General features: G+C 60.7%; 10 protein-coding genes. 7 read left to right on the forward strand and 3 right to left on the reverse strand.

Features of this window, described 5'->3' with window-relative positions:
- Positions 1-19: 19 nt before the first annotated feature.
- Positions 20-847, reverse strand: a complete 828-nt coding sequence (bhcR, locus tag FBZ97_RS18705; protein WP_145321267.1) for an HTH-type transcriptional regulator BhcR — start codon at positions 845-847, stop codon at positions 20-22.
- A gap of 194 nt (positions 848-1,041) precedes the next feature.
- Between bhcR and gcl the strand changes: the two genes are divergently transcribed.
- Genes gcl through FBZ97_RS18725 form a run of 4 tightly spaced genes read left to right on the forward strand, consistent with a single transcriptional unit; the run spans position 1,042 to position 5,828 of the window.
- Entirely contained in the window at positions 1,042-2,826 is a 1,785-nt protein-coding gene (gene gcl / locus FBZ97_RS18710) for a glyoxylate carboligase (RefSeq protein ID WP_145321265.1), read from the forward strand.
- 12 nt (positions 2,827-2,838) lie between these two features.
- Positions 2,839-3,654 carry a hydroxypyruvate isomerase gene (gene hyi, locus FBZ97_RS18715; RefSeq protein ID WP_113420687.1) on the forward strand — a complete coding sequence of 272 codons (816 nt, stop codon included), beginning with the start codon at positions 2,839-2,841 and terminating at the stop codon, positions 3,652-3,654.
- 5 nt (positions 3,655-3,659) lie between these two features.
- On the forward strand, positions 3,660-4,544 hold the full coding sequence (glxR, locus tag FBZ97_RS18720; RefSeq protein ID WP_145321263.1) for a 2-hydroxy-3-oxopropionate reductase: 885 nt from the start codon (positions 3,660-3,662) through the stop codon (positions 4,542-4,544).
- 15 nt (positions 4,545-4,559) lie between these two features.
- Positions 4,560-5,828 carry a glycerate kinase gene (locus FBZ97_RS18725; RefSeq protein ID WP_113353396.1) on the forward strand — a complete coding sequence of 423 codons (1,269 nt, stop codon included), beginning with the start codon at positions 4,560-4,562 and terminating at the stop codon, positions 5,826-5,828.
- A gap of 93 nt (positions 5,829-5,921) precedes the next feature.
- Here FBZ97_RS18725 and FBZ97_RS18730 read toward each other — a convergent pair whose 3' ends face one another.
- Positions 5,922-6,152 carry a hypothetical protein gene (locus FBZ97_RS18730; RefSeq protein WP_145321261.1) on the reverse strand — a complete coding sequence of 77 codons (231 nt, stop codon included), beginning with the start codon at positions 6,150-6,152 and terminating at the stop codon, positions 5,922-5,924.
- A 225-nt stretch (positions 6,153-6,377) separates the two neighbouring features.
- Between FBZ97_RS18730 and FBZ97_RS18735 the strand changes: the two genes are divergently transcribed.
- The 3 genes from FBZ97_RS18735 (at position 6,378) to FBZ97_RS18745 (ending at position 11,360) form a co-directional block, all read left to right on the forward strand.
- Entirely contained in the window at positions 6,378-6,845 is a 468-nt protein-coding gene (locus tag FBZ97_RS18735; RefSeq protein ID WP_113353397.1) for a molybdopterin-dependent oxidoreductase, read from the forward strand.
- 12 nt (positions 6,846-6,857) lie between these two features.
- The gene (locus tag FBZ97_RS18740; protein ID WP_113420683.1) at positions 6,858-9,260 is read left to right on the forward strand and encodes an EAL domain-containing protein; all 2,403 of its coding nucleotides are present in this window, start codon (positions 6,858-6,860) and stop codon (positions 9,258-9,260) included.
- Between the two features lie 471 nt (positions 9,261-9,731).
- Positions 9,732-11,360: an MFS transporter gene (locus FBZ97_RS18745; RefSeq protein ID WP_113395146.1), complete on the forward strand. Its 1,629-nt coding sequence runs from the start codon at positions 9,732-9,734 to the stop codon at positions 11,358-11,360.
- A 3-nt stretch (positions 11,361-11,363) separates the two neighbouring features.
- Here FBZ97_RS18745 and FBZ97_RS18750 read toward each other — a convergent pair whose 3' ends face one another.
- Positions 11,364-12,173: a helix-turn-helix transcriptional regulator gene (locus FBZ97_RS18750; protein ID WP_112721621.1), complete on the reverse strand. Its 810-nt coding sequence runs from the start codon at positions 12,171-12,173 to the stop codon at positions 11,364-11,366.
- Positions 12,174-12,265 lie beyond the last annotated feature (92 nt).

Raw genomic sequence — 12,265 nt, forward strand, 5'->3', positions numbered from 1 at the left:
GAGACGGCGGCGAAGATGTTCAGGTCCACTTCGAGCGTCCACCCATTGCCTTCGTCAATTCTTCCGCTGCGGCCCGCACGACAGGGCCGAGCGCAGCAACCCTTTCATCCGGCAACCGCACAGCCGGGCCTGAAATCGAAATTCCGGCGATAGCCTCGCCATATTCATCGAAGATCGGCGCCGCCACGCATCGCATGCCGAGCGTATGTTCCTCATCGTCGATCGACCAGCCGCGCGAGCGGATCTCGTCCATATCCGCGAGCAGCATAGGCAGAGTGTCGCGGGTTTTGTCGGTGAAATGCTGCAACGGACGCTCCTGGAGCAAAGTTTTTATCTCGCTGTCCGCCCAGGTGGAGAGGATTGCCTTGCCTATGCCCGATGCATGGATCGGCCCGCGGCGGCCGGGGCGGAAGAAGGCGCGCATCGGCGCGTGGCTTTCCGCTTGCGAGATGAAGACGACGTCACCGTCCTCCTCGATGGCGATATTGGCGGTCTCGCCGGATGCCTCCATCAACTGCTTGAGGAAGGGCCGGCTGATCGTGCCGAGCTTGCGGAAGCGCAAGTAGGCGGTTCCGATCTCGAAGGCTTTCACCCCGATCGTCCAGGCGCCGGTCTCATCGTCATGCGCCACCATGCCGTGCTGAGCAAGAGACGTCAGTAGCCGGTGGACGGTGGACGGCGCCATGGCCGACCGGTCAGCGAGATCGGTCAAAACCGCGCCGTCGGCTTGCGCCACCAACTCCAAGAGTTTCAGACTGCGATCGAGCACTTGGACGGATGAAGCCGCCGCGTTCCCTGCCGGTTTCCGGCCCGGCCTGCCCCTCGTCTTTTCCCGATTTTCCGCCATGACGCTCACTCTGGACCAAACGCATGCCGCACAATTTGGCGCGACCCGCTTGGGCTTCATGACATATCCGCTTCGCCGCGATTGTTCCAGATTCGTTGAAAATGTTTATTTCCATATGATGGGATTAATTTCCATTTTTAGATTGCGCTTGTTCACCCATGCGGTACCTTCGATCCAGAAACGGAGGAAATCTCATGGCGAAGATGCGCGCAGTCGATGCCGCAGTGCTGGTTCTGGAAAAGGAAGGCGTCAACTGCGCCTTCGGCGTTCCCGGCGCTGCGATCAACCCCTTCTATTCCGCAATGAAGGCACGTGGTTCTACCCGCCATGTACTTGCCCGCCATGTCGAGGGCGCAAGCCATATGGCCGAGGGCTACACCCGCGCCCGCGCCGGCAATATCGGTGTCTGCATCGGAACGTCCGGACCTGCCGGCACCGACATGATCACCGGCCTTTATTCGGCTTCCGCCGATTCCATCCCGATCCTCTGCATTACCGGCCAGGCGCCGCGCGCCCGTCTGGACAAGGAGGATTTCCAGGCCGTCGATATCGCCAAGATCGCAGCCCCCGTCACCAAGTGGGCCGTGACCGTCATGGAACCGGCGCTGGTTCCTTACGTCTTCCAGAAGGCATTCCACACGATGCGCTCGGGTCGCCCTGGCCCTGTGCTCATCGATCTGCCCGTTGACGTCCAGCTCGCCGAGATCGAGTTCGATATCGACACCTATGCGCCGCTTGCCCCCTACAAGCCCTCGGCGACGCGGGCACAGGCGGAAAAGGCGCTTGCCATGCTGAACGCGGCCGAGCGGCCGCTGATCGTCGCAGGCGGCGGCATCATCAATGCCGATGCTTCCGACCTGCTCGTCGAATTCGCCGAAATCACAGGCGTCCCGGTCATCCCGACGCTGATGGGCTGGGGGACGATCCCGGACGATCATCCCCTGATGGCCGGCATGTGCGGGCTGCAGACCTCGCATCGCTACGGCAATGCGACGCTGCTTGCCTCCGATTTCGTCATCGGCATCGGCAATCGCTGGGCGAACCGCCATACAGGAAATGTTTCGACCTATACGGAAGGGCGAACCTTCGTTCATGTCGATATCGAGCCGACTCAGATCGGCCGTGTCTTTGCTCCTGATTTCGGCATCGTCTCGGACGCGGGTGCCGCCCTGAAGCTCCTCCTCGACGTCGCGACCGAATGGAAGACCGAAGGCAAGCTGCGCGACTGGTCGGCCTGGGCCGAGGAGTGCCGCAAGCGCAAGCGGACCATGCTACGCAAGACGCATTTCGACCAGACGCCGCTGAAGCCACAGCGTGTCTACGAGGAGATGAACAAGGCTTTCGATCGCGATACATGCTATGTCTCGACCATCGGGCTTAGCCAGATCGCCGGCGCGCAGTTCCTACACGTGTACAAGCCGCGCAACTGGATCAATTGCGGCCAGGCCGGCCCGCTCGGCTGGACGCTGCCGGCAGCACTTGGCGTGCGCGCGGCAGATCCCGACCGCCCGATCGTCGCGCTGTCGGGCGACTACGACTTCCAGTTCCTCATCGAGGAGCTGGCCGTCGGCGCGCAGCACAAGCTCCCTTACCTGCATGTGGTCGTAAACAATTCCTATCTCGGCCTCATCCGTCAGGCCCAGCGCGGCTTCAACATGGATTTCGAGGTCAGCCTCGCCTTCGAGAACATCAATGCCACTGATAATGCCGAACCCGGCTATGGCGTCGACCATGTCGCCGTTGCCGAAGGCCTCGGCTGCAAGGCGATCCGTGTGCGCAGCCCGAACGAGTTCCAGGAAGCGTTCACGACAGCAAAGCAGCTGATGGCGGAGCATCAGGTTCCCGTCGTCATCGAATTCATTCTGGAGCGCGTCACCAACATCGCCATGGGCGCCGACATCAATGCCGTCGTCGAATTCGAGGAGCTTGCCGAGCGCGGCGAGGATGCGCCGACGGCGATCCTCGCGCTTCTGGACTGAAGGAGGAACACAATGCCGAAATTTGCGGCCAATCTCACCATGCTCTTCACCGAGGCGCCGTTTCTCGATCGTTTCGCGCTGGCCGCCAAGGCGGGCTTCGAGGGCGTCGAATATCTCTTTCCTTACGATTTTGCCAAGGAAGCGCTGCGCGCCGAACTCGATCGTCATGGCTTGGCGCAGGTGCTGCACAATCTGCCCGCCGGCAACTGGGCCGGCGGCGAGCGGGGGATCGCGATCCTGCCCGATCGTATCGACGAGTTCCGCCGCGGCGTTGCTTCCGCTATCGACTACGCGACGACGCTCGGCTGCAGCCAGATCAATTGCCTCTCTGGCATTACACCAGCCGGTGTGCCCGATGAGGTGCTGCGGACTACCTTCATCGTCAACCTCAAATATGCGGCGGAAGAGCTCGGCAAGCACGGGATCCGGCTACTGATTGAGCCGATCAACCGGTTCGACATTCCCGGCTTCTATCTCAACGCGCCGGACCAGGCAGCCTCGATCATCGCCGAGGTCGGCAGCGACAACCTGTTCATTCAGTACGACCTCTATCATCAGCAGCGCACCGAGGGCGAATTGATCGGCACCTTTAGGAAGCATCAGGCACGGATTGCCCATGTGCAGCTCGCCGACAATCCGGGTCGCAATGAGCCGGGCACCGGCGAGATCGCCTACCCCTTTGTCTTCGAAGCGCTTGATGCGCTCGGCTATGACGGCTGGATCGGCTGCGAATACAAGCCGCGCACCACGACCGCGGCGGGGCTCGGCTGGTTTGCCGCAGCAGGCCGCCACGCCGAAAGCGCAGCCATTCTCAATATCAGGAGCTAAACAGCATGGCACATATCGGATTTATCGGCCTCGGCATCATGGGTACTCCCATGGCGCGTCATCTGCAAAATGCCGGCCACATCGTCGTCACATCAAAGTTTGCCATTCCGCCGCGCCAGGAGCTGCTCGACAACGGTCTGCAATTCGTCGAAACGCCGAAGGAGCTTGCCGAAACCGTCGACACAATCATCCTGATGCTGCCGGATACACCTGAAGTGAAGGACGTGCTCTTCGGCGAGAACGGCGTCGCCTACGGACTGTCCAAGGGAAAGCTCGTCATCGACATGAGCTCGATCTCGCCGATCGAGACCAAGGAATTCGCCAGAAAGATTCGCGAGACCGGCGCCGAATATATCGACGCGCCCGTCTCCGGCGGCGAAGTCGGCGCCAAGAACGCCTCGCTTTCCATCATGGCCGGCGGTTCCGAAGCCAGTTTCGAGCGGGCGCTGCCCCTCTTCCAACTGATGGGCAAGAACATCACCCTCGTTGGCGATTGCGGCGATGGCCAGGTTACCAAGGTCGCCAACCAGATCATCGTCGCATTGACGATCGAGGCCGTGTCCGAGGCGCTTGTCTTCGCCTCTAAGGCCGGCGCCGATCCGGCTCGCGTGCGCTCGGCCCTGATGGGCGGTTTTGCCTCCTCGCGCATCCTCGAAGTGCATGGCGAGCGCATGATCAAGCGCACTTTCGAACCCGGATTCCGCATCTCGCTGCATCAGAAGGATTTGAACCTCGCCCTGCAGGGTGCCAAGGCGCTCGGCGTCTCACTGCCGAACACCGCGGCGACGCAGGAGCTTTTCAACCAATGCGTCGCCAATGGCGATAGCGGGCTCGACCATTCCGGTCTCGTCAAGGCGCTGGAGCGCATGGCGAACCATCCCGTCGCGTAACGTGTGAGAAATCCGATGCCTGATATCGCCGATCCCCGCGCCTTTCTGGAAAAGCTGTTCTATGCGGCGGTCGCAGCCGCCGATCCGGATAAGGCACTGGTTCCCCATCTGCCTGAAAAGCCGAAGGGCCGGACGGTGGTGGTCGGTGCCGGCAAGGGGGCGGCGCAGATGGCGCGTGCCTTCGAGCGTCTTTGGGACGCACCGCTCTCCGGTGTCGTCGTCACGCGTTATGGCTATGCCGTGCCGTGTGAGCGCATCGAGGTTCTCGAGGCCGCGCATCCCGTGCCGGACGAAAGCGGTCTGCATGCATCAGATCGGTTAATGGCAGCGGTAAATGGTCTTACGGAAGACGATCTGGTCGTCGCCCTGATCTGCGGAGGCGGCTCGGCACTGTTGCCCGCGCCGGCAGGCGATCTCACGCTTGCCGACGAGATCGCCGTCAATCGGGCCCTGCTTGCCTCCGGCGCACCGATCGGCGCCATGAATGCCGTTCGCAAGCAGGTCTCGCGCATCAAGGGAGGGAGGCTGGCGGCCCTTGCCCATCCGGCAAGGGTCATCTCCCTCGTCGTTTCCGATATCCCAGGCGACAACCCAGCCCTGGTCGCCTCCGGCCCGACCATCGCCGACGAGACGATCCGCGCAGATGCACTTGCGATCATAGAACATTACGGTCTCGACTTGCCCGACGCGGTGATGCGTCATCTCGCAGATAATAGCGATGAGCCGCCCCTACCCTCCGACCCTCGTTTCGCTCGCAACGAGGTGAAGCTCGTTGCTTCGGCGGCCATCGCGCTGGATGCGGCCGCCGATGTCGCCCGCAAGGCCGGCGTCGAGACCATCGTGTTGTCCGATGCTATCGAGGGCGAGGCATCGGAGGTCGGTCGCCAACATGCGGCGATCGTCGCCAAGATCCTGCAGCGAGGTATGGCGTCGCAAGACCCCATGCTTCTTCTGTCTGGCGGGGAAACCACAGTAACGATCAAGGGCAAGGGCAAAGGTGGCCGCAACAGCGAGTTCCTCCTGTCCTTCGCCTGCGCCATTTCCGGCCAGAAGGGCATCTCAGCGCTCGCCGCCGACACGGACGGCATCGACGGCTCGGAGGACAATGCCGGCGCCTTCGCCGATGGCACCACCGTTGCCCGGCTTGCCGATCGAAAGAGGGATGCGGCCGACTTCCTTCAGCGCAACGACAGCTGGTCGGCCTTCGCCGCTATCGACGACCTCTTTGTGAGCGGCCCGACCGGCACGAACGTCAACGACTTCCGCGCGATCCTGCTGCAATAGATCATCGCGCCCGCCAATCGAGCGACTCGGAGTTATGCAGCCGGTGGCGTGACGCATTCTGTATTGAGCGGCGCAGTTGGAAAGCGTATGAGTTCAACAAAAAGCTGAACTATTTTTCTTGCTGGCAACGCCAACCGTTGCGGGCAAGCCGGGGACCGTATCTATCATGAATTTGTTGCACTTGCTCACTATCGAGGAGTAGCAAGGAGAAGTGCTGTCGCGCCAGTCACTTTTTGGTGTGGTCACCGCACGTCTTGGGGATGATTGATGGGGAGATGAAATCGCAACGTCCTTAAAGCCGCCGAAGCTGCCGAGAAAATCCATATCGGCATCCGTCGACTTCATAGCAAAAGTGCAGATCAGTAGCACGTAACCCGGATCTTACCGAGCTGAAAATAGATCAGCGAGTTCGGACAAATGCTACGCTAAATCTTGAGCTGTTAAGTTTGTTTCCATCGCCCTGTGGAACTTAACCGATCTTTAACAGCCAGTTGTGCAGGCTGGAGATAGAACGGGCAAGGCCCATACCCCGAAAGCATCGGACCCTCAATGCGTCTTCTCGCCTCAGTTATTTTTGCAGTCCTTGCTTTGTTCGTCGCGCCCGCCCTGGCGCAGGACGTGCCGTCAGTGACGATTACCGGTTCCTCGGGCTCGGTGACCTTCGATCGCAATCAGCTTGAGGCGATGGGCCTCGTGTCGATCAAGACTTCGACGCCCTGGAACGAAGGTGTCGTCAACTTCGAAGGCGTGCCAATGGCGCTGTTGCTTGAAAAGGCCAAGGCCCAAGGTGCGACGGCCACCGTCATCGCCCTCAATGATTATAGCGTCGATATCCCGACCAGCGATTTTACCAAGTTCGGCACGATCCTTGCCGTCAAGCGCAATGGCGCATATATGCCTATCGACGATCAGGGCCCGTTCTTTGTTATGTATCCATTCGACAGCAACCCCATCCTGCAGGGACAGCCCTATCACGGTCGTGCCGTCTGGCAGGTCAAGGCAATCTCCGTGAAATAGCCCCGGGGCCGCATGCGCTATCTCCGCACAGCGCTGATCATTGTGATCCTGGGTTTCATCACCTCGGCGATCTATATTTCCGCCTTGGTTTTCCAGCGCCAGACCGCCCTGCAAGATGTCGGCCTGGGCAACATCACCTGGACGATAGCCCAAGCTCCGAGTGAGTTCACCAGGCTCGAACAGCGCGTCAGTGCCATGGGCATGAACGATGGCCAGGTCGATGCACACGAAGTCAGGCTGCGCTTCGATATCGTCGTCAATCGCCTCAAGACCCTGCGATCCAACGGGGTCGAGAAGTTCGTACAATCCAACCCTCATATCGGCGAGACCCTCGACGACCTCGAAGAGGCGCTCAACCAGACCCGCCCACTGCTTAGCCAGCTTTCTGTGCCTGGCACACCGGCGCGGATCCTTGCGATCCTGGAGCCGATCTATCCGAAGCTGGCGCGGCTCTCCAGCGACAGCAACATGTGGTATTCGGCGCGCATTGCCGAAGACCGGCGTGGCCTCCTCGCGCTGCAACTGGCCCTGACATGGGTGACCGTCGGCATGCTCATCGGCGGTTGTCTGCTGATTCTGCTGCTGCTCATTCACAATGGTCTTCTGGGCCGGGCGCAGAAGATCCTGCAGGCCAAGGAGCAGACCCTGGCAATCCAGAATGCACGGTTCGATGCGGCAATGGAAGCCATGTCGCTCGGTCTCTGTCTGCTTGACGACCAATATCGCGTCATCGTGCACAATCCCCGGTTCCTGGCCCTGTTCGGTCTGGACGAAGTCCGGGCGAAGATCGGCACCCCCTTGGCTGACCTCATCGCGCCCGAATTACTGCCTCCTGGACTATCCACCAGCGGGCCGCCCGGCGTTGCTGGCGATAAGGCGCGTGTCCGGAATGACATCGCGGTGCTCAGCGACCATATCCATCATCTCGCGAATGGCATGGTGCTGGCCGTATCGCACGAGCCGACGGCTGAAGGCGGTTGGGTCTGCACTTTCGAGGATGTCAGCGAGCGTCATCGCGCGCAGGATCGTGTGGTGCACATGGCCCATCACGACGCACTCACTGATATGCCCAATCGGCTGCTGTTCTGGGAAAGCGTCAGCCACGCACTGCGCGCATTGGCGGCCGGCGGCCAGTTATTCACCATACTCTATCTCGATCTCGACCGCTTCAAGGAAGTCAACGACACGCTGGGCCACCCGGTGGGCGACGTGTTGCTGCGCAAGGTCGCCAGGCGGCTGCGCAACACCGCGTCACAACATGACATCGTGGCGAGATTGGGCGGTGACGAATTCGCCGTGCTGCATCGGTGCCTGGACTCCACCCTCGACAGCGCCCGCGATCTGTCGGAACGCCTCATTGCCAGCATCAGCCGGCCTTATCGTGTCGATGGCAACGAGATCGTTGTCAGCACCTGCATCGGCATCGCGGTCGCACCGCGCGCTGGCGGTGATACCGGTCAACTGATGAAGAACGCCGACCTGGCGCTATACCAGGCCAAGGCCGATGGTAAGGGAGTCTACCGTATCTTCTCCCCGCAGATGGAGGAGGATCTCCAGAACCGGCGCAATCTGGAGGCGGATATGCGTCATGGCATCAAGCTTGGGCAATTCGAGATTCACTATCAGCCGCAGATTTCGCATAAGACCCGCAAGATCGTCGCCAGCGAAGCACTGGTGCGCTGGCGCCATCCCGAGCGCGGGCTGATCCCGCCGGCCGAATTCATCCCGCTGGCGGAGGAAACCGGCTTCATCGATACGCTCGGCAAATGGGTGCTGCAACGGGCATGCGAGGATGCCCTGAACTGGCCCGAGGACGTGCGCGTTTCGGTCAACCTCTCTCCGGTTCAGTTCCGTCAGACGGATTTGGTCGATATGGTCAAGAGTGTGCTGGAATTCACGGAATTCGATGCACGGCGGCTGGAGCTGGAAATCACCGAGTCGGTGCTCTTGCGGGACAATGCGGCGAACATCGAGGTACTGAACCGGCTGCGTTCGCTCGGCTTGACCATCGCGCTTGATGATTTCGGCACCGGCTATTCTTCGCTGAACTATCTGCAGCGCTTCCCCTTCGATAAATTGAAAATCGATCGCAGTTTCGTGCGCGATCTGGAAAACCGGCCCGACAGCTTTGCCATCGTCCAGTCCATCGCTACGCTCGGTCGTAATCTCAAGATGCTGACCACCGCGGAGGGCGTCGAGACGCAGACCCAACTCGACATGGTCATCAAGGCCGGTTGCTCGGAGAGTCAGGGTTATTACTTCAGCCCGCCTGTCCCGGAAGCCGAATTCCGCGCCATGGTCGACCGGAAGAACAGCAATACCGGCGGAACCTCAAATGGTCGAAGCCCCAAATCTGGCAGAGACAAAAGTCCTGAGAAGACCGCAGACGCTGATTCCGCGGACGGGCAGTATTAGCCCATACCCGACTGCACGGCACTGACCTAATGAGTGGATGACAAGTTCTCGGGGAAAGCGACCTGCCGTTCAAAGCTGATGCCAATATTGAGGGGTGCGTCCGACGACAAAGGATGGGGGCAGTCGTCGGACGCTGCACTGTCCGGCCCGAGGGTGGCATTCAGGCCGGCAATTAGAATATTAGCATCTACCGCAGATTTAGGTGAGCTACCCAATTGGATTGGAAGGCGGATAGAATGACCCCGATCGAATTGGCACGTTGCTCGAGTGAAAACCGTTCTTCGCAGCTTTGCCGTCCGAGACTTCATTCATGCGATTGCTGAATTCCGCCTTTATTGGCGAGAATATTATTCCAAAATCGTTTCGGAAATTAGCAAATCACTATAGGCTCGATCTCGACTCGGCTGCGCCTACGCTTTGAGCGAGCTCACTGCGCCGCCGGGCAAGATAATCCTGCGAAGAAAAGCCGACATGCCCAATAGACCCTCTCCGCTCGTCGCGTTCCAGTCGAAGACTTTCCGCTCTCTCTGGTCAGCAACGCTCATCTCCAATCTCGGCGGATTGGTCGAAGGCGTCGGTGCCGCGTGGCTGATGACCAGCCTCGCGACATCACATGGCATGGTGGCGCTCGTTCAGTCCTCCACCACCCTTCCCGTCATGATCTTCTCGCTTGCGGCCGGAGCGCTGGCTGACAATTACGACCGCAGGCGGATCATGCTGATTGCGCAGACGCTGATGCTCTCGGTCTCGGCGACGCTGGCGATCCTGTCCTACAGCAATGCATTGACCCCATGGCTTTTGCTCTGCTTCACCTTCCTGATCGGCTGCGGCGGCGCGCTCCACAATCCGTCATGGCAGGCCTCGATGGGCGATGTCGTGCCACGCGAGCACCTTCCGGGTGCGGTCGCGCTGAACAGCATGAGCTACAACCTCATGCGCAGTATCGGGCCGGCGATCGGCGGCGTCATCGTCGCGGCCGCCGGTGCGGCCTTCGCGTTCCTCTTCAATGTCTTCTGTTACTTCGCGCTCATCATCACCCTGTGGCGGTGGAAGACCGCGCCCGCTCGCAATACGCTGCCACGCGAGCCGTTCGGCAGTGCGATGTCGGCGGGCTTTCGCTATGTGCTGATGTCGCCGAACCTTCTCAAGGTCATGTGCCGCAGTTTCGTCTTCGGCTTGGCGGCGATCGTCATCCTGGCGCTCCTGCCCCTCGTGGCGCGCGACCATGTCCACGGCACGGCGATCACCTACGGCATCATGCTCGGCTTCTTCGGCTTTGGCGCCATCTGCGGCGCGATGCTGATCGGCCGCATCCGCGATATCCTGAGCAATGAATGGGTGATCCGCAGCGCCTTCTTCACATTGGCGGTGAGCTGTTTCCTGCTTGCGCTAAGCAATCAGGTATGGCTGAGCTGCCTCATTCTCATGCCGGCCGGCGTCGCCTGGGTGCAGGCCTTCTCGCTCTTCAATGTCACGGTTCAGCTTTCCACGCCACGCTGGGTGGTCGGCCGCGCTCTGTCGCTCTATCAGACCGCGACCTTTGGCGGTATGGCGGTCGGAAGCTGGCTGTGGGGTGCACTGGCCGACGCCCACGGCGTCACGGGCGCGCTTTTCATCGCAAGCGTCGGCCTGGCAATAGGCGGGCTGCTTGGCCTGCTGCTGCGCCAGCCGGATTTCGAATCGCTTAATCTCGATCCGACGAACACCTTCAGCGAACCACAATTGCAGCTCGACCTGCGTTCCAGAAGCGGCCCCATCCTGGTCATGGTGGACTACGACATCGATCAGGAGGATGTGGCGGAATTTCTAGCCGTCATGGCCCAGCGTCGCCGGATGAGAATCCGCGACGGGGCAAAGCAATGGTCGCTGTTGCGCGATCTGGAAAAGCCGAACACCTGGACGGAAAGCTACCATCTGCCGACCTGGATCGATTATGTTCGCCACAGCCAGCGCCAGACGCATGCCGATGTCGAGGTCGCCGAACGCCTGGACAGATTGCATCGCGGCGACCGCCCGCCCGTCATCCACCACATGATTGAACGGCAGACGGTGCCCAGGCACGACGACATGCCATTGAAGCCCTATCTCGACGCGACATGATGGTCATGGCTGGGGACTCGCAACGGCGGAGCCGCTTCCAGCGTGCTGGCGCGCCATTTCGCGTGGCGAACAACCGAAGGCGCGCTTGAACATGGTCGTAAAGGCGGCCGGATTCTTATAGCCAAGGTCAATCGCGATCGTCGTCACCGGCACGCCGGCGACAAGCCGCGGAAGCGCGGCATGCAGACAGGCCTGCTCGCGCCATTTGACGAAGCTCAGCCCCGTCTCCAGGCGAAACATGCGGGTAAACGCGCGGCGGCTCATGCGCATGTGGCTGGCCCATAGATCGATCGTATCATGCGTTGCCGGCCGCCTGAGGAAATCCTGGCATTTCTGAGCCAGCGTCCTGTTGCGCGGGATCGGCAGGGATAAGGGCAACGGCCTCAACCTTGCCAGTTCGTGCAGAAGCAATGCCATCAGGGCGCCGGCCCGATCATTGACGTCGTAATCGACCGGAATATCGACGGCTTCGGCGATGAGCGTGCGCAGCAGGGGCGAGATTTCGACCACCTGACAGTGATCCGGCATCGTCTTGATCGCTTCCGGCTCAATGTAGAGACTGCGCATGCTGACCTTTCCGAGCATGCGAACGCTATGGATCACGCCCGGGGGGATCCACATCCCACGCTCCGGCGGCATGACGAGCGTGCCGTCAGGCGTGGTCACCACCACGACGCCGGAAAAACCGTAGAGCAGTTGGGCGCGGCGATGCTGGTGCGGTTCGACGCGGTGGCCGTCGCCATACTCATTGCCAAGGGCGATGAGTGGCCGGTCGACATCGATGAATGGGTCTATGCGGCTGTTCCTGACCATTCTGGCCCAGTCTCGTAAGAATTACGCCCTGTCGCGGTAGCGGGCAATTTTGTTTTCTAATATCAGCGCGACGACACATTGAAAAGTGACGA

This window comes from Rhizobium sp. ERR 942, assembly GCF_007828395.1.
Classification (GTDB): domain Bacteria; phylum Pseudomonadota; class Alphaproteobacteria; order Rhizobiales; family Rhizobiaceae; genus Rhizobium; species Rhizobium dioscoreae.

Coding starts and splice junctions, on each gene's coding strand:
- bhcR (WP_145321267.1), bottom strand. CDS start 847: ATGGCGGAAAATCGGGAAAAGACGAGGGGCAGGCCGGGCCGGAAACCG.
- gcl (WP_145321265.1), top strand. CDS start 1,042: ATGGCGAAGATGCGCGCAGTCGATGCCGCAGTGCTGGTTCTGGAAAAG.
- hyi (WP_113420687.1), top strand. CDS start 2,839: ATGCCGAAATTTGCGGCCAATCTCACCATGCTCTTCACCGAGGCGCCG.
- glxR (WP_145321263.1), top strand. CDS start 3,660: ATGGCACATATCGGATTTATCGGCCTCGGCATCATGGGTACTCCCATG.
- FBZ97_RS18725 (WP_113353396.1), top strand. CDS start 4,560: ATGCCTGATATCGCCGATCCCCGCGCCTTTCTGGAAAAGCTGTTCTAT.
- FBZ97_RS18730 (WP_145321261.1), bottom strand. CDS start 6,152: ATGGATTTTCTCGGCAGCTTCGGCGGCTTTAAGGACGTTGCGATTTCA.
- FBZ97_RS18735 (WP_113353397.1), top strand. CDS start 6,378: ATGCGTCTTCTCGCCTCAGTTATTTTTGCAGTCCTTGCTTTGTTCGTC.
- FBZ97_RS18740 (WP_113420683.1), top strand. CDS start 6,858: ATGCGCTATCTCCGCACAGCGCTGATCATTGTGATCCTGGGTTTCATC.
- FBZ97_RS18745 (WP_113395146.1), top strand. CDS start 9,732: ATGCCCAATAGACCCTCTCCGCTCGTCGCGTTCCAGTCGAAGACTTTC.
- FBZ97_RS18750 (WP_112721621.1), bottom strand. CDS start 12,173: ATGGTCAGGAACAGCCGCATAGACCCATTCATCGATGTCGACCGGCCA.